This window comes from Legionella erythra, from assembly GCF_001467615.1.
GTDB lineage: Bacteria > Pseudomonadota > Gammaproteobacteria > Legionellales > Legionellaceae > Legionella_C > Legionella_C erythra.
This window is the reverse complement of record NZ_LNYA01000023.1, coordinates 27115-49705: the sequence shown is the minus strand read 5'-3', so window position 1 is coordinate 49705 and position 22591 is coordinate 27115. Positions and strand designations below refer to the sequence as shown.

Below are 22591 nucleotides of genomic sequence, written 5' to 3'. Positions count from 1 at the left end.
GAACGCAAAGTGTTAACAAGTCTTTTAACAGGAAGGTTCCGAGTTGGCTAAGATAATCGTTGTGACTTCAGGTAAAGGCGGCGTTGGAAAAACTACCACTTCTGCGGCTTTTTCATCAGGACTTGCCCTTCGCGGGCACAAAACCGTTGTGATTGATTTTGACATTGGTTTAAGGAATCTTGATATCATCATGGGTTGCGAACGACGCGTTGTGTATGATTTTATTAACGTCATCAACGGCGAAGCCAGCCTTAACCAGGCCTTAATCAAAGACAAGCGCGTCCCCGATCTCTGCATTCTGCCAGCATCGCAAACCCGCGATAAAGACGCTCTCACGGTCGAAGGCGTTGAAAAAATACTCAATGAATTGGCTAAAGAATTTGAGTATATCGTTTGTGATTCCCCGGCTGGTATTGAAACCGGAGCCTTGATGGCCATGCATTTTGCTGATCATGCCATTGTGGTAACCAACCCTGAAGTTTCTTCCGTTCGTGATTCCGATCGCATTTTGGGCATTTTAGCCAGTAAAACCAAACGGGCGATCAACAACGAATCGCCTGTTCAGGAGCATTTGCTTCTCACCCGCTACGATCCCGAGCGCGTTGAAAAAGGGGAAATGTTATCCGTCGAAGACGTTAAAGAAATTCTTGCCATTCCACTGATTGGCGTTATTCCAGAATCAAAAGCCGTGTTAAAAGCATCTAATACAGGTACGCCTGTCATTCTTGATGAAACCAGTGACGCAGGCCTGGCCTACCAGGACGCGATTGCTCGTTTCCTGGGCGAAAGCAGGCCCATGCGTTTTGTCAGCAATGAGCGTAAAGGCATTTTGCGCCGGTTGTTCGGTAAAAACAAGGAGGATGTTCCAGCATGAGCATATTCAATTACTTAAGAAAACGCAGTAGCACAGCATCCGTTGCCAAAGAACGTTTGCAGATTATTATTTCTCATGAGCGGACCCAACGCAACACGCCTGACTACCTGCCCAAGCTCCAGGAAGAAATTTTGGCCGTCATTGCCAAATACATTCCAGTCACAAAGGACAAAGTCAGTGTTAATCTGGAACGAATGGGCGATAGTGCCGTGCTGGAGTTAAATGTCACCATGCCAGATGAGGCATTGGAAGAGATTTAACGCGCGCTTCTCTCATGATTGTTTAAACTGAAATCTGGATAACCGGGTTGCTTTTCTTCTTTTTTATCACTTTTCTCCTGAGTAATATTTCACATGGTGACATTGATAGAAGCCAGGCACTGGTTACAGTAAGCTATCGGCTGCCGTTGAGCTGATACGTAAACCAAATACACGATGATCTGAACTGCAAATCAGTGCAGCCGAATGGGCAGCAAGCAAAGGGATCTTTGAGTAGTACATTTCCGGCTTATCCGGGGCATTAGCTGCCTCAGTGCAAAGCACCTAATACCCACCGGGAATCCATTAGCTGTTAAATATTTTCTGCCACATCGTCCTTACTTGGCTCATGTTTTTTTACTTTCAGAGCCCCTGACTGTAAAGCGATATGCGTCAATTCCTCGTTACTGAAATCATCCACGGCAATGACTTGTTGACGGGCTAGTTCTGCTTCTTTCAACAAGACTGCCTGTTCACTGCTCAGGATACCGGCATTTTCCGCTTCATCAATCTGCTCAAGCAAGGTCAGGGTTTGTAAAGTGCCCTCTTTTACTGCCACAGCAATTCGCTTCTCCAAAGGCTCAACCGCACAGATTTTACGAAACGCCGCTTCAAGACGTCCTATCGGGCAATTGGCTGTGGCTTCTTTAAACACAAAGCGGGTTAATCGATCGCGAGACTCGTTAGGAGTAGTGAGCAAACGGGCCAACTGTTGTCCCAGACGATCGGATGGTTGTTTTCTTAAACTCCCCCAAGGGTTGATGACTGCGCGTAATATAATTCGTGCGGCACGCGGTTTGATATTGGTCATGACACCTTGCAGGGCCAGATCACATTCATGGAACAGGTGCTGACAACACCACTCCACCAAAGGCAAATCGGCTTCTGGCTCATGGTCATCATGAAATCGCTTAAGTACCGCTGAGGCAAGATACAGGTAGCTTAAAACATCCCCTAAACGAGCAGAAATTTTTTCTTTGCGCTTCAGTTCACCACCAATGACCGTCATGGCAAAGTCAGAGGCAAAGGCTAAATTGCTGCTGTAGCGGTGTATCAATTGATAGTAACGTTTGACGCGGCTGCGAGGCGCTCGCGTAAAACGCGCATCCGTCAAATTAAACAACACAGACTTGGTGAAATTGGCCAGCATAAACGCACCATGCCCCCAAAATGCCTTATCAAAGAGAACAAGATTGTTTTCTCGGACACTTTCAATTTCTTTAAAGACATAAGGATGGCAGCGAACGGCACCCTGGCCAAAAATAATCAGGCTGCGGGTGAGGATATTCGCGCCCTCAACCGTAATGCCGATGGGGGCGCTTTGATAACCTCGCCCCATGTAATTATTGGGCCCAAGACAAATGCCCTTACCGCCATGGATATCCATGGCATCAAGCGCAACCCGTCTTGCACGTTCCGTCGTATGGTACTTAAGAATAGCGCCTGCTACAGAGGGTTTGGCGCCATGAACGATGGCGGCGGCCGTCATTGTTAATGACGCATCAATCAGGTAGGCATTGGCAGCGATACGAGCCAAAGGTTCTTCAATCCCCTCAAAATTGGCGATAGCGGTATTAAACTGTTTACGGACACGGGCATAAGCACCGGTGGCCAATGCCGCAGCCTGTGAGCCGCCCACACTGCTTGAGGGTAACGAAATGGCGCGCCCCGCGCTTAAGCACTCCATGAGCATGCGCCAGCCATTACCAGCCATGGCGGCCCCACCGATTAAGTAATCCATGGGTATAAACACGTCCTTACCCTGAGTAGGACCATTCATAAATGCGGTGTTCAACGGAAAATGGCGGCGGCCTCGGATTACACCTGGCGTTTTGGCAGGAATCAAGGCACAACTTATTCCGACATCACGTCCTTTGCCCAGCAGGTTTTCCGGATCGAACATCCTGAATGCAAGACCAATCACGGTGGCGATGGGGCATAGGGTAATGTAGCGCTTATTCCAGGTCAGGCGAACACCCAGGACCTCTTTTCCATCCACGGTTTGCTTGCAGACTATACCCTTATCCGGCATGGAGGCCGCATCGGAGCCCGCATTGGGTCCGGTCAAGGCAAAGCAGGGAATTTCACGGCCATCAGCAAGGCGCGGCAAGTAATACTCTTTTTGTTCGCAGGTTCCATATTTGAGCAGTAATTCAGCAGGGCCTAATGAGTTAGGTACCGAGATGGTTGAGGCCACCGTGACGGAGCGTCCATAAATTCGCGACAATATCGCAGCCTGGGCGCTGGCAGAAAAATCAAGTCCCCCGTATTCTTTGGGAATAATCATCCCGAAAAAGCCCTTTTCTTTAATGTATTGCCACATCTCGGGGGGCATGTCCGCACGGTTATGGGTAATATCCCAATCATCAATCATGCGGCAGAGCTCATTAAGCGGCCCATCCATAAAAGCCTGCTCTTCGGCTGTAAAACTGACTGTCGGGGCTTTAAGTAATTTATTAAAATCCGGCGCACCGCTGAATAGGTCCCCTTCCCAGGTGATGGTACCTGCTTCGAGCGCCTCGCGCTCTGTCGCCGACATCACCGGCATTTCTTTGCTGATTCGGGCAAATAACCGGCGAGACAAAAGATTGCGCCGCAAAGGACGAATAGAAGCCAAAACGAAAACTGCCGTTACCAGGCACAGCAAAACCTGACTAATAAAGCCTGCAGAACCATACTCGATATACAAGCCCGTTAGTATGGCATAACTGATTGCCCATACGACAATCGATGCCTGTCTGGACAATAACCACAGCGATACGCCAATCAGCGCAACCACAATCAAGCTATGCGGCACAGTTCTCTCCTTTTAATAAATAGCCTTCCACATTATTTTTATATTTTACACGTCATCTGTTAAGTATAACATCCAACGCATGAATAACCTCTCTGGCGGTTAATTCCGGTCTCTCCATAGGCAGCATATGAGTTCCCCGCATTTTAAAGCAATCAATATGATAATGCGTTTTCATGTAGCGCACATCGAATCGATCCACCACGTAACTCTCAGTGCCATAAATGAGCGCCGCAGGCACAGTCAATTGACCGGCATACTGATGCAGATGATGAGGAATGGTTCGGTAAATCTGATATTCAATATGGCTGTCAAATACCAAATGATACCCTTCTTCATCACGGTACAGCCCATGTTCGATATAATCCTGAAGACAAGCATCGCTAAAGGTTTTGAATAAAGGTCTGTCTTTGAGATAAGCCATGAGCTGCTCTTGCGTTGGCCATTTACGCCGGCGTCCGCGTGTTCTGAATGCCGGGGTAATGTGATCGATAAAGCCAAGTACTTTCGCTAAACGGAGCATGCTGGATTTCAAGCGTCCCAGCAAGGGCGAATCGAGCATAATCACCGCCTTGAACAGTGCAGGCTCCTGGATGGCTGCGAGCAGGCTCAAGACACCGCCCAGTGAATGGCCCACCGCAATCACGGGTTGGTTGATTTGCCGTTTAATGCTGTCCAGCACCTCCTCCACCAGAAAAGGCCAGTTTTCCGTCACCGGGTATTTGGGGTTATGCCCAACCTTATCAATGTAGTAGCAATCAAAATCCTCACCCAATGCGTTGAGCAGCTGGCTATAGCAGCGTGAAGGAAAGCCATTGCCATGGGCGAAGTGAAGAGGCTCTTTCACGAAACCACCAGCTTATGGCTTTCGCGTTTCAGCGACAAGACAGCAAAACTGAAGTAGGCGGCAAACAAGACAATCAAAAAGAAGCCAAAGCCATAAAATACCCAGTTTAACGTTAGAAAAATGACCAGTGCCGTGATTTGCGGGGTCGATGCAACAATCAATAAGCGGCAGGATTGTTTATAGGTGAGCGAAAACTTCATAAATAGTTTGGCGACAAACTGCCCCATTAATGCAAACACCAGGAAGAAAGCCAGGTAAATGATAGTAAACATGAGAACAATCGTTGGGTAAATGGTGGCATCCGATAATATTTTAAGCCTCTCAATCCCAGAGGACTTGCTTAATTCTTCACCGCTGAACACCTCGTTCATGCCTTTACTCAACTCCTGGATATAAATCGGGCTTTCCTGCTTTTTGTTCGCCGAGGCAAAAAAGAATTGTGGGGTGGGTAGGCGGTAAATAATCTGATTGGCCGTTACCAGTACGGACAGGTGCGGATAGCGATCATCAATACGGGTAATCGCCCCGGTTGTATCAATGATGGAAACCACGTCCCCCTTACTGTTTTTTATCAGGTAAGGCATGGGTTTATCCAGAGACACTTTCCCGTTCTGCACATAAAATTTTGGCAGTTTCTGCATGGGCTCCAAGATTTGATAATCAAAGAAGCGATTAAAATCGAGGGTCACTCTTAAAGCAAATGGCAGGGTGACAATAAACATCAATAATAAAAGATACAGTATGCCATAACCCTTCCAGCGCTTGCCGACATCGACATACAAACGACGACTGAAAAATGACAGATAAAGCGCCTGCCAGTAACTGTAAAACGGCGCATCGACATCACGCAGTGCTTTATTGTGTTTAGCCATTCCACCCTCCCAGCCTCTTACCTGTGTTTTTATCAAACAGATGGGCCTGTTTCAGATTTAAACTTATCGCCGCACGCCCTTCGCAGATATCGGTATCTGCAGAGGTTCGTACCGAAAAACTGGCGCGGCCGCAATGACTTCGAGTATGAATCAGTTTATCACTGCCCATGTTATCAATAAAATCAATATGGACAGGAATAGCCCCTAACTCGTCAGGCGCTGCCATTTCCAGGTTTTCAGGCCTGACGCCAAGAATGACTTCATTGCCGCAGGACCCTGGCGTCACATGCTCAGGCAACGGATAAGAAACACCGATTGCCGTGATGATTTGTCTGGATGCCAAATCAATAGTACCTGATAAAAAGTTAATTGGGTAATGTCCGGTAAATCCGGCAACGAAGAGGGAAGCCGGTTGTTGGTACAGTGTCTGTGGTGCGCCAATCTGTTCGATACGGCCTTCATTTAACACCAGTATTCTTGACGCCATGGTCATGGCTTCTGTTTGATCATGGGTGACGTACAGGCAAGTTGTTTTTAATTGCTGATGCAACTTTTTAATTTCATGGCGCATTTCCGTACGCAATTTGGCATCCAGATTCGACAAGGGTTCATCAAATAGAAACACGGAAGGCGAACGAACAATGGCCCGCCCCATGGCCACGCGTTGCTTTTGTCCGCCGGATAATGCCCGTGGCAGGCGCGTCAGATAATCGGAGAGCTGAAGCATAGCCGCCACCGCCTTGACACGGGCATCGATTTCAAGTGTTTTGACGCCGCGCATTTTTAAACCATAAGCCATGTTCTCAAACACCGTCATGTGGGGATACAAGGCATAGTTCTGAAAAACCATGGCCATGTTGCGTTTGGCTGGGGGAATTTCATTGACGCATTGATTATCAATCAGGATTTTTCCAGAGGTTACGGTATCAAGACCAGCCACTAAACGCAGCAGGGTTGATTTGCCACAGCCAGAAGGCCCCACCACCGCCACAAATTCGCCTTGTTCAATGCTTAAACTGATTTGCTCAAGTATTCGGTGTTGCCCATGGTATTTGCTGATATTCACCAGTTCGACTGTAGCCATTAATGAATTAACCCCTTTTCAAACCACCGTTGCATGAGCACGACCACCAAACAGGGCGGCAACATCGCCACTAAGGCAACAGACATAATATAATGCCATTGCGGGATCTGATCAGCAACGCCGGCTAAATACCGAATACCCATTACAATCGTTGCCTTGCTGCTATCACTGGTAATTACCAGTGGCCACAGGTATTGATTCCACCCATACACAAACAAGATAATAAACAAGGCTGCGATTTGTGTCATGGAGAGAGGGAGTAAAATATCTCTAAAGAATCGCCACGGCCCTGCCCCATCCAGTTTGGCCGCATCCACCAATTCAGTCGGGATGGTTTTAAAAAACTGACGGAATAAAAATGTAGCCGTTGCCGATGCCATCAAGGGCAGCGTTAAACCGGCATAGGTATTTAACCAGGACAATGACGCAATCACCTGGAACGTCGGCACAATACGAACTTCGACCGGCAGCATCATGGTTGAAAAAATCAGAGCAAACATCAGTTTTTTCCCTGGTAAAGCAAAATAAACCAGTGCGAAGGCTGAAAAAAGCGCCAGCGTAATTTTGCCTGCGGCAATTAAAACCGCCATAAACAAACTATTCAGCAACATACGCCATACCGGCTGCCCTCCGGTCGCCGCAATCCCCTCCGTCAATATGGTTTTGATGTTGTCCCATAAAGCCGTTCCAGGCAATAAGGGCAACGGAGCATGCATCATGGCGCCGCCATCATGACTGGCTGCTACCAACGCCATATACAGGGGCAGAAACAAACCGGCAATGAAAAAGCAGAGAAAAACATGAGAGACAACACGCGAGAGGGTCATTCGTAATGCACCTTTTTCTCAAGGTAACGAAATTGCAACAGCGTCAGAGCAACTACCATAAGCATGAGCACCACGGATTGCGACGAGGAACTCCCTGGATCCATGCCGACAAAACCATCTTTATATACCTTATAGATTAAGGTGGTTGTCCCATTATCCGGACCGCCGCCAGTCATTACATCAATGATGCCAAAGGTATCAAAGAAAGCATAAATCAGATTCATAATCAGCAGGAAAAAAGTCGTTGGCGACAACAAAGGGAAAATAACCTGCCAAAAACGGCGCCAAGCCGAAGCACCATCAATAATGGCGGCATCGATAAGCGACGGAGGGATTGCTTTCAGGGCAGCAAAAAAGAATAGAAAATTATAACTTAATTGTTGCCAACCGGCTGTCAAAATAACCACGGCCAAGGCCTGCCGTCCATGGATGAGGTAATTGAAATCAAAGCCTAATCGTTGGAATAAACTGGCGAGCCAGCCCATGGTGGGTTGGCAGAGAAAACGCCAGAGAATGGCCGCGACGGCAGGGGCAACCGCATAAGGCCAAAGGATTAGGGTTTTATAAAGCGCCTGGCTTCGACGCCGCCCGCTCACCAGGAGTGCCAGCAACAAGCCAAACGCCATGGTGAACAGGGTAATAAAAAACGCCAGTACTAATGTGACCAGCACGGCCTTTCCATACCCTGGATCAGCCAGTAAATCACTGAAATTAACCAAACGGGCAAACTGTTTGTGCAACCCGAAGGCATCGCTGAAAAATAACGATTGCAGAATAGCGCTTAAAGCAGGCCAAATAAAAAACAACAGGGTAACCGTCAGCTGCGGGATAATAAAAAGAAAAGCGAGTTTTTTATTATGTCGATAGTTAAGCATTAATCCACTGGGTTGCCGGTTATGAGCAAAAGTATATAACGAACGGTTTTCATTTTGCGAATGAAATTTAGCCGCGCAAAGTCGGTGCGCGAGCCAAAGTCAGTGTGCGTTTTAATAACTGGGCATAAATCGGTGGATTTTTTGCCAATTGCACCACGGTGGTCGACGTCAGGCAGGTGACCATCATGGGCAGAATCAGCAGGTAATTCTGGGTCATCTCCACCACCAGCACAATGCCTGTTAACGGAGAGCGGACCGCGGCGGAAAACAAAGCACCCATGCCTGCGACGGCAAACATGCCCGGATGAATGGTGGTGTCCGGCATGATTAAAATCAGCACATAATAGGAGGCAAGACCAAACAAGGTGCCCAAAGCAAGCATCGGTGCAAAGATCCCGCCCGGCACACTGCTGCTGTAACACAGCATAGTCATGACAAAACGCAACCCAATGAGTAGCAGCAACACATTGGCAGGCGGCGACAGTGTCAATGACTGATGAATGATTTCATAGCCGCCGCCAACGATGGGTGAATACCAGTAAGCCAACAGCCCGACGACGGCCCCGAGAATTAAGGCATAAATGCCCTGAGCAACATCCGACAACCGATCTTTTAAACTCAAACTTTTCATCAGTACAAGATTAAAAACGAGTCCGGCAAGCCCCGCTAACAAGCCAAAAATAAAAAACAGCCACAATGATTTCAAGCTGGGCAAGGCAAAAACACTCATGGCAATCGCAGGCCCCGCTCCCACAAGCCAATGGCTGACAATGGTAGCCATCACACAGGCAATAGCAACCATTTTAAAATTGGTAAACGTAAAATTAAACTGGTTACGCATTTCTTCGATGACAAACAAGACCCCGGCTAAAGGCGCATTAAAGGCGGTGGCCAATCCGGAAGCCGCCCCGGCGGCAATGAGGGTATCGCGACGGCGCCTGGGGATACGCAGCCATTGCCCCAGCATCTCGCCCAGATTACCGCCCATCTGAATGGTAGGCCCTTCACGTCCAACCACCATGCTGGCGCTGATCGACATCACACCGGCGATGAATTTCACCGGCAACAACCGTTGCCAGAAAATTTTCCGCTCATGGAGCAATGCCCCTTCAATTTCCTGCACACCGCTACCAGACGCTTCGGGAGCAATTTTTTTGACCATCAACCAGGCCAGGTAGACGAGCAGCATGGATAACATCATGGACGTCAGTGCCCCAGGTATGCCAAGATGCTCAGAACCATTAATAATCATACTCAGCAGGCGGCTTAAATAAGTAATCGCTATCTGAAAATAAGAACCGATAATCCCGGTCAAAATACCCAGTAGAATTGCCACCGCATAAATTTTGAGGACTTTACTCTTCATCGCTGCCAATCATCTCCATCAGATTGTTGATAATGCGCTGCCCTGCCTGTTCGTGCATGGATAAAATGGTTTCAGGATGAAATTGCACGGCATAAACCGGCAAGTTGCGGTGAGCAATGGCCATGATAATACCATCCTCACTGACAGCGGTTACCTTTAAGGCTTTAGGCATCGATTCCTGACGAGCGTACAGGGAATGGTAACGGCCTGCTGTAAATGATGGCCCTAATCCGGCAAATAGCCCTCCTTCCTCCTTGACAAGAATGTGTGAGGCCTTGCCATGCATGGGGTAATCTAGAACACTCAATTCACCGCCAAAATACTCCACCATTCCCTGCAAGCCCAAACAAACGCCAAACAAGGGAATGCCGCGGGCCAGTACAGACTCTATCGTCTGTGCCACCTTGAAATCAGAGGGCCTGCCGGGACCAGGTGATAACACCACCAAATCAAAGACCGAATCCTGTAAATAATCAATGACAAGATTCGATCGGACAGTGGTCACTTCCGCACCTGATTGACGCAAGTAGTTAGCCAGCGTATGGACGAAGGAATCCTGATGATCGACTAATAACACACGCCGCCCAAGCCCGGGGTATTCGGCACGATGCGGCGCCTCACTTTTGGTTTTATTTTGAACCACATCGAGAAAGGCGGAAGCTTTAAGCCGCGTTTCCTCTTCCTCGGCTTGCGGCACGGAATCATAAAGCAGGGTTGCTCCTACCCGAATTTCGGCAATGCCCTGTTTAATCCGCGTGGTACGAAGGACAAGGCCCGTATTTAAATTACCATCAAAGCCAAACCAGCCCACGGCGCCCGCATACCACCGCCTCGGTGATTTTTCATGGGTCTCAATGAAGTTCATCGCCCACAATTTGGGGGCGCCGGTCACCGTCACCACCCACATGTGCGTCAAAAAAGCATCAACCGCGTCAAATTCTTTACGCAACACCCCCTGCACATGATCAACCGTATGAATGAGGCGTGAATACATCTCAATCTGGCGGCGCCCTATTACCTGCACGCTTCCCGCCTCGCAGATACGGGATTTATCATTGCGATCGACATCGGTACACATGGTCAATTCCGAAGCTTCTTTTTCCGAATCAAGTAAGGTTTGGATGTTTTTTGCATCTTCAATGGCATCGGCACCGCGTTTAATCGTTCCGGATATAGGGCAAGTCTCTACCATGCGGCCCTGCACACGCACATACATTTCCGGTGAGGCACCGACTAAATACTCGTCATCGCCAAGATTAATCAGGAAACCATAGGGAGAGGGGTTCGCTTTGCGCATGCGGCGAAAAATGGCCGAAGGCTGTTCGGGACAATGCGCATAAAAAATCTGACTGGGTACCACTTCAAAGAGATCGCCACAGGCAAACCGTTCCTTGGCCACATCGACAACTCTGGCATACTCACCGGGTTCGTGATCGCCTGTTTTTTCCGGTTTATGCGTCGCCTCATAGGGTTTGAATGCGCCATCGCGCGGCAGCGACAACGTGGATTTTCCCTGGTATTGAAAATCGTAGCGGCGAACAAAAGCCTCTTCCTTGCGATGATTGACGACATAAATTTCATCCGGCAGGTAAAGCACCATTTCCCGCTGATCCGCTTCCCGTACTTTCGTCTGCGCCAGTGATTCAAACTGAAAAATCAAATCATAGCCAAAGGCGCCATAAAGACCGAGATAAGGCTCAAGGGGGGATTTAAAAAAATTCAGCAAAACCCGGATAACCGTGAAAATGGATGGTTGCAAGCTGCGCTCTTCCTCGCTGAATACACGATCAGTCGGCTTAATTTGCACCTGGAGGACTTTTTCTGTCTGTTTCAGAATATCAACGTCCTCACACGTCTTAAGCGCCAAGGCAGCAATGGTTAACAGCACTTCTCCGCGTTTGTTTAAGGCCTGCAGATAAACGTGCGGCTGCTTGCAGATAATAGCGAGCGGGGGATTAATAAAACCAATATCCCAGCAGGTGTAACGCCCGGGGTATTCAAAGCTTGAGGCAAACAAGGCACCGCGCTGCGAATCCAGTTTTTCAACCAATGGTTCGATGGCATTGTCGTAGGCGAGGGTCTGCTGCTCGTATTCAATGTACAAACCGCCCCGGGTTTTAATCTGCTGCAACATAACAATCCGATTGATGGGTGATAAAAGCATTCTACTTTAAAACATGTTCTCTGCAACAAAAGGAATGCGGGGATGATACAATCGCTCGAATAATTCTTGCATCACCAGCGATTTTTCTGTTCACTATACAATCCGCCGCAAATCCAGGTTATCGTTTTACTTTTGGAGTTTTAATGACCATTTCCTCAAAAGAATTACAGGCTATTGCTGAATTAGCCTATCTCGACAGCGATGGTGAAGAGAGCCTCTCCCTCGCTCAGGAAGTCAATGGCATTATTGATTTCGTTGCCGAATTACGGCAGGTCGATACGCGCCACGTGGCGCCTCTCTTTCATCCGTACGCGCTTCATCAACGTTTACGTGATGATGAAATCACCGAAAGAAACTGCGTGGACGAACTTGAACAACTGGCCCCTTTGTTTGAAGAAGGATTTTATCTGGTCCCTAAAGTCATCGATTCAGGAACATAATATGCACTCTTTGCGCGAGACGGTTTTAGCCTTGCAGCAACGTCAGCTTTCCAGCGTGGAATTAGTCAGGCATTACTTAAAGGCAATTGAAGATAATACAGCGCTGAACGCGTTCATTACTGTGGATGAGGAGTACGCTTTAAAACAAGCGGCCTTGGCAGATGAAGCCTTGAAAGCCAGGCAATTTGGCCTTTTAACCGGCATTCCCATTGCTCACAAAGACATTTTCTGCACTCGCCATTTACGCACGACCTGTGGCTCGAAAATGCTTGAAAACTATCGTTCCCCTTACAATGCCACGGTGGTTAGCCGTTTACAGCAACAAGGTACAGTCCTAATCGGCAAGACAAACATGGATGAATTTGCCATGGGATCTGCCAATGAAAACAGTTACTTTGGCGCAGTAAAAAACCCCTGGGATTTAAACCGGGTTCCTGGCGGTTCGTCCGGCGGCTCTGCCGCGGCCGTGGCAGCCGGCCTCGTTCCACTGGCGACAGGTTCTGATACTGGTGGTTCCATTCGTCAACCGGCTGCCTTTTGCAGTATTTCCGGATTAAAGCCCACGTATGGTCTTGTCTCGCGTTACGGCATGGTCGCCTATGCCTCAAGCCTTGATCAGGGCGGCCCCATGGCGCAAAGTGCCGACGATTTGGCACTTATGCTGCAGGCAATGGCTGGGTTTGATGAGAAAGATTCAACGTCGGTTCAACAGATGCTTCCCGACTATTCCGCCAATCTGGACAGGCCCATTAAAGGCTTACGCATTGGATTACCCCGTTGTTTTTTCAATGAAAATGTTGATTTAAGCATCCGGGAAACCATTCTTGCTGCTGTCAAAACCTTGTGTAGTCATGGCGCCGAAGTCATTGAATTGGATTTACGCCATCAGCCGCTTTGGGTCCCCTGTTATTATGTCATCGCCTGCGCTGAAGCGTCTTCCAATTTGTCACGTTACGATGGTATTCGCTTTGGCTATCGCAGTCCCAAAAACAGCTCCCTGAAGGAGCTCATCACCTCCTCCCGGACAGAGGGTTTTGGCGCCGAGGTCAAACGCCGCATCCTCACCGGCACCTACGTTCTGTCTTCGGGTTATTTTGACGATTATTACCTGCAAGCCTTAAAAATTCGGCGGCTGATTAAAGATGAATTGCTGAGTGCATTAGACACAGTGGATGTCATTATTGGCCCCACGACCCCCACAACCGCCTTTAAGCTTGGCGAAAAAGTGAGCGACCCTGTGCAAAATTATTTAGCGGATGTCTTTACCGTCGCAGTCAATCTCGCGGGCTTGCCTGCCATCTCCATCCCGGCCGGTTTCAGTCAGGGGTTGCCCGTGGGCATGCAGATCATTGGTAAGCATTTTGCTGAAGCGGCGCTCTTGAATGTCGCCCATCAGTTTCAACAAATGACCAACTGGCACCTGGCCAGTGCGGATTTAAGGGGTTAATCATGGCATGGGATACGGTCATTGGCCTTGAGGTACATGTTCAGTTAAGAACAAAGGCCAAACTTTTTTCAGGCGCAGCCAGCGCCTTTGGCGGCAAGCCCAATACTCAAACGTCGTTTATTGATGCCGGGCTTCCAGGCGTTTTACCCGTGCTTAACCAGCAAGCTGTGGTTATGGCTATCCAGTTTGGGCTCGCTATTGGCGCTAAAATTAATTCCCTGTCTTATTTTGAGCGTAAAAACTATTTTTATCCTGATTTGCCCAAAGGCTATCAAATCAGCCAGTTTCAGTCTCCCATCGTCAGCCATGGCTCCCTTCTGGTGGATATGGACAATGCACCAGCCAAACGCGTTACCATTATCAGGGCGCATCTTGAAGAGGACGCAGGAAAATCCATTCATGATGCCCATGCTGAGTTGACCGGCGTTGATTTAAACCGCGCCGGCACCCCCTTGTTGGAAATTGTCACCGCACCCTGTCTCTATTCCGCTGAGGAGGCCGTCAATTACCTTAAAACCCTGCATCAACTGGTGCGGTTTCTGGGTATTTGTGATGGCAATATGCAGGAAGGTTCGTTTCGTTGCGATGTCAACCTGTCCCTTAAACCGCAAGGCTCCACGGCACTTGGCACCCGCACTGAATTAAAAAACCTTAATTCTTTCCGTTTTATTGAAAAAGCCATTGCCTACGAACAGGCCAGGCATCAGGATTTGCTGGAATGTGGACAACCGGTGATTCAGGAAACCCGCCTGTTTGATCCCGGCACCGAAACTACTCAGGTTTTACGCAGCAAGGAAAATGAGAATGATTACCGTTATTTTCCTGATCCTGATTTGTTGCCCATTGCTATTCATGACGAGCAATTAGCCGCAATTGCTGAGACAATGCCGCCATTACCCGCGTCGATCAAAGCCAGCCTCCAGGCATCCGGCCTTCTCAATGCGGATGATATTCTATTCCTGTTGGCCGCACCTGCCACTTACCATTATTTTGAAGAAATTCGCCAACTCAGCCAGGCGGATGAAAAAACCATCGTCAACTGGCTCAAGGGAACTTATGCTGCCGCGTTAAATGAAGCGAACGAGTCGTTTGAAAATCCCAGGATTTCAGCCCATCATTTAGCCCCGCTTCTTGATTATGCCAGTCAGAAAACTTTTTCGGCCAATGTGCTTAAAGCCATTTTTAATCATCTATGGCAGGGGCAAGGCACCGTGGAGGACATTATAACCCGGGAAGGATATCAACCCATCAAGGATGATCCCCTACTCGATGAACAAGTTAAACGCATTGTCGAACAATACCCGCAGCAAGCCGCTGACTACCGTGCCGGTAAAGAAAAATTACTGGGCTTTTTTGTCGGGCAAATCATGAAAGAAACCAAAGGGCAGGCCAATCCCGAACAAATCAACCAGCTTCTTAAAAAATACCTCTAAACAGGTAACCTGCACCAAGGTCAGGTTACCTGCATTCCGCTAGTAAGGTTTAACGATAACGGTGGTGCCCACATCAATGAAGTTTTCGTTTAGCCATTTAGCGGCACTGGGAAGAACCCGGACACAACCATGGCTGGCGTTGTAGTTGGGTACTTCGTAAGCGGCATGAATAGAATAACCGCCATGGAAGTGCATGCAATAAGGCATTTTTGCGCCGCCGCCGGTCTCAATGGGATAAATACTGGATGTACATTCAGGTCCTTTTTTAGAGTAAACCCGGAAAGTACCGGTCACGGTGCGGCAACCACGTCCCACGTCCTCACAGAAGTCCTTCCCGCCAGAAGCACTGCCGGTTTTTACCCGGTTGCCTTGCGCATCATAGGCCGCCCAGGCCGTGGCTTTGGGGTCAAAAATGAATACTTTTTTGCCCGTGGCAGGCCGCGTCTCGGGGAAATGAGCCAGTCCTTTTCTATCTGCAGCCATCGATAGGGTATGATGAGTATAACCCGCATCATCGACAACCACAGTTGACCTGTCCATGGATCCGCAACCAGCGGCCAGGACACAAATGGGACCCACAACCAGAAGCTTTTTCATTGTTATATCCTCCCTCTTTTTTTGTTTTATCGGGAGGCTGGTGAATAAGTTTAGGGCTTTTTTTAAATTTTTTTAACTATTTGTTTTTTCAAGAAACTTTTTGATCAATTTTTGATCTATTATGACCTTTTCAGGAAGAAGGGCAAGAATAGCCAGTTTTAACTGCTCATCACTGCATTCAAAACAGCCACCACGTGCCGGCATGGCATTTATACCTGTATCGGCCTGTTGAAATAAAAGCTCAAGCCCTGCTTTAAGGCGGGGCTCCCAATCACTCGCTTGTCCGATTTTAGGAGCGCCCAACTCAATCAATGGCTTGGTTGCATGGCAATTGGCACAGTAATGATTGACAATCTGGCGGCCCTCATCCGAACGCCCTCTCACCTCCTTCAGAAAATCCTGCGGATGATGACTGGCAGCCCAGAGGGTAGTTGAGAGTAGTAATAATAAGAGTCTGGAAAGAAAACGCATTCATTAATCACGTCAGTTAAATATCCAATATCATAAGCGATACAAGCTTGAGTATAAAGTAAGTACACATACCGTGCGTTTACCCGCCCATACTCCCTGCGGGATGAATGCCTGCGTGGGCAAGACATAATAATGGATCACTGCCGTGCCCGCGCAGGCGGGCAACCATTAGGATCCCGGATCCCAGGCGTTGCGAAACGTAGCAAAGTGGATAAGAATCCTGGATTGGTATGCAATAGGTAATTTAAGTTATTGTTACTCAATAAATAATAAACTTGGCTTGGCTTTTGCATGGCCATACCCAGCGAGTTGAGTCAGGAGTACTGAGATTGAAACGGATTTTAGCAGGCTTATTGTTATTTCTTAGCGCCCCATGGGCGTTTGCGGATACTCAGTCCCATGAGGTCCTTAAGCAGCATATTGAAACCTATCTGCTTAACCAACTGACGGTGCAATATGAAGGCCATGTTAAAGTCACCACGGAATCAATCGACCCAAGGCTGCAGTTGAAACGCTGCGCTGATGAGAAGCTCGAGGTGTTTAATCCCTATAAAACAGCTTTAACAGGCTCCACCACCATGGGCATTCGCTGTCAGGAAATTGACAATCACTGGACACTTTATATCCCTGCCCGCATCACCATTGAAAAACCGGTGGTTGTTGCCAAACGTAATCTCCTTCGCGGCACCGTCATTAGCGAGCAAGACGTTCAACTGGCACCGATGGATATTGCTCAATTAAAACAAGGGTACTTTTCTGATTTAACTGAAGTTACAGGACAAGTCGCCACCTACACCATCTATCAGGGCAATCCGATACAACCGCGTTCGCTCGGCAACCAGATCCTGATTCATAAAGGTGAGCAGGTCAGCATTCAGGCTTTAAGCGAATCCTTTAAAATCACGATGGTAGGCGTTGCCTTAAATGACGGGGCCTTAAATGACGTCATTCGGGTCAAGAACATAACCTCTAAAAAAACAGTTGAAGGACGTGTGAGTGGTAGAAGTGAAGTCAAAGTCAGCCTGTAATACGCTTGCGGCGCAATGTTTTATCAAGGTAAGATGTAAAAAAGGTTAAAAATTAACCGAAAATAACTAAAGATTTCGCATGAGGAGCCGATAAGAATGGAGAGCGTAATCGAGAGAAATGCTATGGTCAACTCAATCAACGAGACAGGTAACTTCAAGCGAGTGGATACTGAATCCCGCGTACAGCGCTTGCAAAACCAGAAAGATGGTGAATCTGTCGCCACAGAAGCAAGTTCTGTGAACTTAAGTGATGCCTCTCAGCAACTGGCAACCCTGAAAGACATTATCCTCAAAGAACCGGATGTGGATAACGCACGTGTCGAATACCTTAAGGAATTACTCCATTCTGGACGATACGAAATATCGAGTGATAAAATCGCGAAGAAAATGTTTGACGATATTCAACTGGCTTAAGGATTATTATGACGAAGGTGCGAACGGATTTGACAGCTTTGCTGGAGCAGGAAATAACCCATCTCGATTCTTTGATTTCGCTGTTAATCCGTGAAAAGGACATTCTGGTCAATCGAAAATTTGAAGAACTCGAGGACATATCAGCCCAAAAGCAAGCGCTTTGCGCCCTTATGGAAGACAGCGCAAGGCAACGTATTCAAGTGATCGGCGCGCAGGCAAATGCCGCCGATTACAAGACAGCGCTTGGATTGTACCTTAAACAACTCAGTAAAGATGAAGCCGATGAAATTGAATCGCTGAATAAAACATTGGCTGAAAAATTAACCACTTGCCGTGAATACAATACCATCAATGGCCAGGTTATCACCACCAACATCATTACCCGTCAGGAAATGATTGGTGCGCTGACAGGCCAATCCGCGACCACGGCTCCCAATGTATATACCGCCTCAGGTAATATAAAACCTGATTCTGACTCCGGTCATCACCAAAAAGCCTGATTAATCTAACCGACAGCGTGATGCAGCAGGAAATCTGCTGCCGCCTCTTTGATCATTTTTAATACAAATACTATGCTTTAGGCGAAGGAAATGGATTACTTTCGCCAATTGCTTAATCAAGGAGGATATCATGAAAGGTTTATTCCTTATGGCAGGTCTGCTGCTAAGCCTTTGCCTGCCGCTGCAGAGCCTTGCCAAACAAAACAGTGGCGGTGGCGGTGGTGAGGATTTAAAAGGGGTCTGCGAATTATCTGGCGGAGAGTGGCATAGTTCGGAAAGCAGTAACTGGGCCTGTTGCTGGCCAGACTGGGGCTGTTATGGTTGTGTCAATGGCCATTGCAAAATGAAATGCGATACGCAACGCTGCAAAGACGCCAATTCAACTTTAAATCCGGGTGCCGGTCAAATCAAACTCAAACAAATCGCGCCTGGGGGTATGCTCGCACCCATTATCCCGGTTAAAAAAGGAGTAAAAACCAATGTGACGCCAAATTCAACGCCTGCCACCATGGATTAATCGTCAAGTCGGGCCCAGGGCCCGACCCGCCTGCTTCTTTTTAAGCCCAATATTTGATCATTATGTGTCATTACTATATGATGGATAATTTGTCTGCGCATAAAGGTTTTCGCTATGCCAAAAAATATATTATTTAATTTCCTTTCTTTTCGAAAAAAAAGAAATAAGCGTGATCTTGAACATGCCGAATCCATTACACTCAAACAAACGCTGGATAAAAAAAATTATTTTTTAATCGAGCTCCCTCGCTCGAATTACAGCTTGATGGGCTTGGGCACGCGTTTTAACCTGGTCAAACACCATGTCAGCATTTATGAGAACGAATCCAGAGCTAATCCGCATTTGAGTCAGCTACATTATACCGCTGATTTTATCAACACAAACAGAATAGAATACCGGCTGCATGTGTATTATGATCACAAAGATCAGATGGTGTCAGGCCCGCATTTCAGCGTAAGACTTGACAATAACAAATATCGGGAAATCGATGCTTCTTCAGTCAGTCAGGAATTACTTGAACTGGCAGAAAAGTCCATGCGTGCGGTCATTGTTGAAATCAGGGAAAAATACCTGGATACCTACAGCCAGCTCGAGCAGGAATACCAGCGCTTGGACAGGCAATGCAGCATCCTGTACGAGACAAGGGAATCGCACATGGCCGAGTATGTCGCCAAAATGAAAAATTTCATCAAGCTTGCTGAAAATTTATCAATCCTGACATCGCACAATCACTATACCCACAAGCACGCTTTTTTAACCCGTTTGCTCATAACCATTCAAACCCCTGCGATGTCGACGGAGGCGCCTGTTGACACATCGACAACCGAGCCACAATCTTCCTTGAGCCTCAATACCCAACGGGAAGACACTTCAAGACGTGACGCAGCACGTGTAAGAAACAAAAGCAGTAATACCTCACGGCGGCAAACAAACAACCCACTACAGGGCATTGAGAGACAGGTTGATGCCTTAGCCAGACAGTTCATCGCTCTTTCTGCCCAGCCGCGCGAGAAGAATGTCATGAAACATACCAAAGAGCTGGGTAATTTATGGGCTCTTTGCAATCAATATTCACTCGAAGCAGATTTGGTTATTCCTCAAGATGCTCCCCAAAGCAGTATTCCATGCCTGACTAAACTGCAGACTTTAAGCGTGAAGCTTGAAAAAGCCTGTAAGGAGCATTTTTTATATCTATTGGAACAGAAACAGTTCGATGCCGCGAAACTCCTGCAGAATTTTTATTATTTGCTTGATGTAAACAGGCTTGCCGCCGCCTTAAAGGATGATAATGCCGAATTACTCGATTTCATTCTTACTTATGGCGAAGATCTTGTCCTCGATAATCAGGTTCTCATCATCGATAAAAAGAAATACACCAATGCGGTTGTTTTCTGTTATGAACAGGGTTTGGCCGATTGCCTTGCTGTCCTCATCAATCATGATGCGTCCATTCTAATCCCAGGCGCCAATGGCCTGCCGCTGGCTTACTCCTTGTTAATGCAGGACGAACATCCATTGCAACGCGTTTTGGCGGCTTGCCCTCAAAAAACGACGTTGTCCAGTTCGTTTTATTTTGGCTTGAAAAATGCCCTGCGCCGTTATATTGCCAGCGAGGAACTGCCTGCTAATGAACAAAAAAAAATCAGCGCGGCCATCGCGTATTATCAAATCCTCGCCAACGATCTACTGTTCAATCGCGATTTGGGTCCTTTAGGACAACAGGTTAACTACTCCATCAGCGCCATTACCCTTTTAATGAATGAGCCATTGCCAGCCGATTTGATGCAGGATGAAGCGATTCAACAGGCTTATAGCCAGTGCATACACTGTGCAATGCAATTTTTCAAACCGTTGAAGCCCCGGGCCCGGATGGACATGGTTAAACATTTTCATGGCAATTTAAATGATCTGTCTGAATTGTTTCGTCTTAATGACCTGTCAGACGCAGAGCTGGCTGATAAAGTTGAGTTTTTAAAGCAGTACCTTCATGACGTGGAAATCATGTGGGATGATCTTGCTGACTGTATGCGCAATCTCAAAAAAAACAATTCTCTTCACATCCAGCAGGAAGCTCAGGACAGTGTTGCCGAGGCGGTTACCAATCTATTCAGCCGCTATAATCTTGACAAGGCATCTTCGGATGAAGAGGAGACCCTTTCGGAAGATGACGACCTATCGCCTCTTGGTGCGCTGATGAGCCTTGCCGCCCTCGCCTATCCCTCAGTAAGAACCAGGATGGGCTTTTTTAGTGGCGCGTCCGCAGCTAACTCGTCAGGAGCGCCCGGCGAAGAGCCAGAGGCTAGCCCCGGAATTTAAAGCCATGCACGGGCTGGCCTGTCAGGCCAGCCGCTTAACGCGCCTGCATGCGCAAAGCACCATCCAGACGAATGACTTCGCCATTGATCAACCCATTTTCAATGATATGGACTGCCAAACCCGCGAATTCTTCCGGTTTACCCAAACGCTTGGGGAAAGTCACAGTCGCGGCAAGGCTGTCCTGCACATCCTGAGGCATAGTCAGCAATAATGGGGTAGCGATTAAACCCGGCGCAATGGTGTTCACCCGGATTGCATGTTGTGCCAATTCCCGAGCCGCCGGCAAGGTCATGGCGACAACTCCCCCTTTTGAAGCACTGTAAGCCAATTGGCCAATCTGCCCTTCATAGGCCGCGATGGAGGCTGTGTTAATGATCACACCCCGTTCCTGGCTTGTCGGTTCCAGATCGAGTGTCATCATGGCATGGGCTGTAACCCGCATCACATTAAACGTACCCACGAGGTTGATATCAATAACCTGCTTAAACGCAGTGAGAGGCATGGGGCCCTCTTTCCCAACCATGCGTTTAGCCGGGGCGATGCCAGCGCAGTTGATTACAATGCGCGGCACGCCAACCCGGTTGATGGTTTCCTGCATGGCTTTTTCCACTTCCGATTCCGAACTGACGTCGCAGGCTATGGCGGTATCCGCTTCGTTGGGGTTTAGATGCTCAATGACCTTATCCCAGATAACGACATTCACCCCGCATTGCGACAACACGTCGACACAGGCCTTACCCATACCGGAAGCACCGCCGGTAATGACGGCTATTTGATTATCCAGATTCATCGTTTGTTTTCCTAACTATTGTTTTAAATAAGCATGACTCAATGCTTTAAATTCAGGCGTTCCCGCCTGCCCTACCCATTCGAAAAAAACCATTTCGGAGGTGACTAATTCAATGCCAGCCTGTTTCATGCGCTTTAATCCATACTTCAAGTCCTGTTCATGGCGGCTGCTCACAGCATCAACCACGACATACACCTGAAAACCCGCCTCAAGCAGGTCCATGGCTGATTGCAAAACACAGACATGGGCTTCAATGCCCATTAAAACCACCTGATTCTTGGTCAAGTTGGTTAAACTGTTTTTAAAACACGGTTCACGCCAGCTTGAAAAATGAACTTTGGGCAGCGGCTTGTCGCCTGACTGCAAGGGTTTGACCGTATTGCCCAACCCCTGCGGGTATTGCTCGCTGGTGATGATGGGAACCGCCAATTCCTTAGCCAGTTTCATCAGCCATTGGCATCGCGCAATCATTTTTTCCGATTCTAAAACAAAGGGTGCCAGTTTTTCCTGCACATCGATAAGCAATAGACAGGAATCTTCCTTTTTAAGCAACATGGGTGCCTCCTCTTTTTTTAAAGGCAATCATGGCAAATATTGTCTGGGGAGACAAATTTTTCTTGACAGTCTGGAAAATAACTAATTACAATGCACTAATGTTACATTACGTTAATACATTAT

22 protein-coding genes are annotated in these 22591 nt (G+C 47.8%); 10 read left to right on the top strand and 12 right to left on the bottom strand.

What is annotated here, in order from left to right; translation table 11 throughout:
- Positions 1-43 precede the first annotated feature (43 nt).
- The gene (gene minD, locus Lery_RS05135) at positions 44-874 is read left to right on the top strand and encodes a septum site-determining protein MinD (protein ID WP_058526190.1); all 831 of its coding nucleotides are present in this window, start codon (positions 44-46) and stop codon (positions 872-874) included.
- A complete protein-coding gene (gene minE / locus Lery_RS05130) occupies positions 871-1134 on the top strand; it encodes a cell division topological specificity factor MinE (RefSeq protein ID WP_058526189.1) in 264 nt (87 codons plus the stop codon). The genes minD and minE overlap by 4 nt, the downstream gene beginning before the upstream one ends.
- A 310-nt stretch (positions 1135-1444) precedes the next feature.
- Here minE and Lery_RS05125 read toward each other — a convergent pair whose 3' ends face one another.
- From Lery_RS05125 to Lery_RS05090, 8 genes are all read right to left on the bottom strand, one after another.
- Positions 1445-3928, bottom strand: a complete 2484-nt coding sequence (locus tag Lery_RS05125) for an acyl-CoA dehydrogenase (protein ID WP_058526188.1) — start codon at positions 3926-3928, stop codon at positions 1445-1447.
- A 52-nt stretch (positions 3929-3980) separates the two neighbouring features.
- Positions 3981-4772, bottom strand: a complete 792-nt coding sequence (locus tag Lery_RS05120; protein ID WP_058526187.1) for an alpha/beta fold hydrolase — start codon at positions 4770-4772, stop codon at positions 3981-3983.
- On the bottom strand, positions 4769-5644 hold the full coding sequence (locus Lery_RS05115; RefSeq protein WP_058526186.1) for a DUF1189 family protein: 876 nt from the start codon (positions 5642-5644) through the stop codon (positions 4769-4771). The genes Lery_RS05120 and Lery_RS05115 overlap by 4 nt, the downstream gene beginning before the upstream one ends.
- On the bottom strand, positions 5637-6728 hold the full coding sequence (locus Lery_RS05110; RefSeq protein WP_058526185.1) for an ABC transporter ATP-binding protein: 1092 nt from the start codon (positions 6726-6728) through the stop codon (positions 5637-5639). Before Lery_RS05110 ends, Lery_RS05115 begins: the two co-directional genes overlap by 8 nt.
- Complete coding sequence (ugpE, locus tag Lery_RS05105) at positions 6728-7555, bottom strand: sn-glycerol-3-phosphate ABC transporter permease UgpE (RefSeq protein WP_058526184.1); 828 nt, start codon at positions 7553-7555, stop codon at positions 6728-6730. The genes Lery_RS05110 and ugpE overlap by 1 nt, the downstream gene beginning before the upstream one ends.
- Complete coding sequence (locus Lery_RS05100; RefSeq protein ID WP_058526183.1) at positions 7552-8430, bottom strand: ABC transporter permease subunit; 879 nt, start codon at positions 8428-8430, stop codon at positions 7552-7554. The genes ugpE and Lery_RS05100 overlap by 4 nt, the downstream gene beginning before the upstream one ends.
- A 67-nt stretch (positions 8431-8497) precedes the next feature.
- On the bottom strand, positions 8498-9796 hold the full coding sequence (clcA, locus tag Lery_RS05095) for a H(+)/Cl(-) exchange transporter ClcA (protein WP_058526182.1): 1299 nt from the start codon (positions 9794-9796) through the stop codon (positions 8498-8500).
- Positions 9786-11930, bottom strand: a complete 2145-nt coding sequence (locus Lery_RS05090; protein WP_058526488.1) for an anthranilate synthase component I — start codon at positions 11928-11930, stop codon at positions 9786-9788. Before Lery_RS05090 ends, clcA begins: the two co-directional genes overlap by 11 nt.
- 173 nt (positions 11931-12103) lie before the next feature.
- On the opposite strand from Lery_RS05090, the gene gatC reads away from it, so the two are divergent.
- The 3 genes from gatC to gatB are packed head-to-tail and all read left to right on the top strand — an operon-like array spanning position 12104 to position 15280.
- A complete protein-coding gene (gene gatC / locus Lery_RS05085; protein WP_058526181.1) occupies positions 12104-12400 on the top strand; it encodes an Asp-tRNA(Asn)/Glu-tRNA(Gln) amidotransferase subunit GatC in 297 nt (98 codons plus the stop codon).
- Position 12401: 1 nt separating this feature from the next.
- Complete coding sequence (gene gatA, locus Lery_RS05080) at positions 12402-13847, top strand: Asp-tRNA(Asn)/Glu-tRNA(Gln) amidotransferase subunit GatA (protein WP_058526180.1); 1446 nt, start codon at positions 12402-12404, stop codon at positions 13845-13847.
- Between the two features lie 2 nt (positions 13848-13849).
- Positions 13850-15280 carry an Asp-tRNA(Asn)/Glu-tRNA(Gln) amidotransferase subunit GatB gene (gatB, locus tag Lery_RS05075; RefSeq protein WP_058526179.1) on the top strand — a complete coding sequence of 477 codons (1431 nt, stop codon included), beginning with the start codon at positions 13850-13852 and terminating at the stop codon, positions 15278-15280.
- A 39-nt stretch (positions 15281-15319) separates the two neighbouring features.
- On the opposite strand, the gene Lery_RS05070 is transcribed toward gatB, so the two are convergent.
- Positions 15320-15877 (bottom strand): L,D-transpeptidase, encoded by a 558-nt coding sequence (locus Lery_RS05070; RefSeq protein WP_058526178.1) that lies wholly within the window; start codon positions 15875-15877, stop codon positions 15320-15322.
- A gap of 72 nt (positions 15878-15949) precedes the next feature.
- Positions 15950-16348, bottom strand: coding sequence for a c-type cytochrome (locus Lery_RS05065; protein WP_058526177.1), 399 nt, complete (start codon positions 16346-16348; stop codon positions 15950-15952).
- A 329-nt stretch (positions 16349-16677) separates the two neighbouring features.
- Here Lery_RS05065 and flgA point away from each other — a divergent pair, with 329 nt between their 5' ends.
- From flgA to Lery_RS05040, 5 genes are all read left to right on the top strand, one after another.
- Positions 16678-17376, top strand: a complete 699-nt coding sequence (gene flgA / locus Lery_RS05060) for a flagellar basal body P-ring formation chaperone FlgA (RefSeq protein WP_058526176.1) — start codon at positions 16678-16680, stop codon at positions 17374-17376.
- 123 nt (positions 17377-17499) lie between these two features.
- Complete coding sequence (gene flgM, locus Lery_RS05055; protein ID WP_162262952.1) at positions 17500-17790, top strand: flagellar biosynthesis anti-sigma factor FlgM; 291 nt, start codon at positions 17500-17502, stop codon at positions 17788-17790.
- 8 nt (positions 17791-17798) lie between these two features.
- Positions 17799-18290 (top strand): flagella synthesis protein FlgN, encoded by a 492-nt coding sequence (locus tag Lery_RS05050; protein ID WP_058526174.1) that lies wholly within the window; start codon positions 17799-17801, stop codon positions 18288-18290.
- A 130-nt stretch (positions 18291-18420) separates the two neighbouring features.
- On the top strand, positions 18421-18807 hold the full coding sequence (locus Lery_RS05045; protein ID WP_058526173.1) for a hypothetical protein: 387 nt from the start codon (positions 18421-18423) through the stop codon (positions 18805-18807).
- A gap of 114 nt (positions 18808-18921) precedes the next feature.
- Positions 18922-21123 (top strand): hypothetical protein, encoded by a 2202-nt coding sequence (locus Lery_RS05040; protein WP_058526172.1) that lies wholly within the window; start codon positions 18922-18924, stop codon positions 21121-21123.
- 34 nt (positions 21124-21157) lie between these two features.
- Here Lery_RS05040 and Lery_RS05035 read toward each other — a convergent pair whose 3' ends face one another.
- A complete protein-coding gene (locus tag Lery_RS05035) occupies positions 21158-21913 on the bottom strand; it encodes an SDR family NAD(P)-dependent oxidoreductase (RefSeq protein ID WP_058526171.1) in 756 nt (251 codons plus the stop codon).
- A 15-nt stretch (positions 21914-21928) separates the two neighbouring features.
- A complete protein-coding gene (locus tag Lery_RS05030; protein WP_058526170.1) occupies positions 21929-22468 on the bottom strand; it encodes a hydrolase in 540 nt (179 codons plus the stop codon).
- Positions 22469-22591 lie beyond the last annotated feature (123 nt).

Coding starts and splice junctions, on each gene's coding strand:
- minE (WP_058526189.1), top strand. CDS start 871: ATGAGCATATTCAATTACTTAAGAAAACGCAGTAGCACAGCATCCGTT.
- Lery_RS05115 (WP_058526186.1), bottom strand. CDS start 5,644: ATGGCTAAACACAATAAAGCACTGCGTGATGTCGATGCGCCGTTTTAC.
- Lery_RS05110 (WP_058526185.1), bottom strand. CDS start 6,728: ATGGCTACAGTCGAACTGGTGAATATCAGCAAATACCATGGGCAACAC.
- ugpE (WP_058526184.1), bottom strand. CDS start 7,555: ATGACCCTCTCGCGTGTTGTCTCTCATGTTTTTCTCTGCTTTTTCATT.
- Lery_RS05100 (WP_058526183.1), bottom strand. CDS start 8,430: ATGCTTAACTATCGACATAATAAAAAACTCGCTTTTCTTTTTATTATC.
- clcA (WP_058526182.1), bottom strand. CDS start 9,796: ATGAAGAGTAAAGTCCTCAAAATTTATGCGGTGGCAATTCTACTGGGT.
- Lery_RS05090 (WP_058526488.1), bottom strand. CDS start 11,930: ATGTTGCAGCAGATTAAAACCCGGGGCGGTTTGTACATTGAATACGAG.
- gatC (WP_058526181.1), top strand. CDS start 12,104: ATGACCATTTCCTCAAAAGAATTACAGGCTATTGCTGAATTAGCCTAT.
- gatA (WP_058526180.1), top strand. CDS start 12,402: ATGCACTCTTTGCGCGAGACGGTTTTAGCCTTGCAGCAACGTCAGCTT.
- gatB (WP_058526179.1), top strand. CDS start 13,850: ATGGCATGGGATACGGTCATTGGCCTTGAGGTACATGTTCAGTTAAGA.
- Lery_RS05070 (WP_058526178.1), bottom strand. CDS start 15,877: ATGAAAAAGCTTCTGGTTGTGGGTCCCATTTGTGTCCTGGCCGCTGGT.
- Lery_RS05065 (WP_058526177.1), bottom strand. CDS start 16,348: ATGCGTTTTCTTTCCAGACTCTTATTATTACTACTCTCAACTACCCTC.
- flgM (WP_162262952.1), top strand. CDS start 17,500: ATGGTCAACTCAATCAACGAGACAGGTAACTTCAAGCGAGTGGATACT.
- Lery_RS05050 (WP_058526174.1), top strand. CDS start 17,799: ATGACGAAGGTGCGAACGGATTTGACAGCTTTGCTGGAGCAGGAAATA.
- Lery_RS05045 (WP_058526173.1), top strand. CDS start 18,421: ATGAAAGGTTTATTCCTTATGGCAGGTCTGCTGCTAAGCCTTTGCCTG.
- Lery_RS05040 (WP_058526172.1), top strand. CDS start 18,922: ATGCCAAAAAATATATTATTTAATTTCCTTTCTTTTCGAAAAAAAAGA.
- Lery_RS05035 (WP_058526171.1), bottom strand. CDS start 21,913: ATGAATCTGGATAATCAAATAGCCGTCATTACCGGCGGTGCTTCCGGT.
- Lery_RS05030 (WP_058526170.1), bottom strand. CDS start 22,468: ATGTTGCTTAAAAAGGAAGATTCCTGTCTATTGCTTATCGATGTGCAG.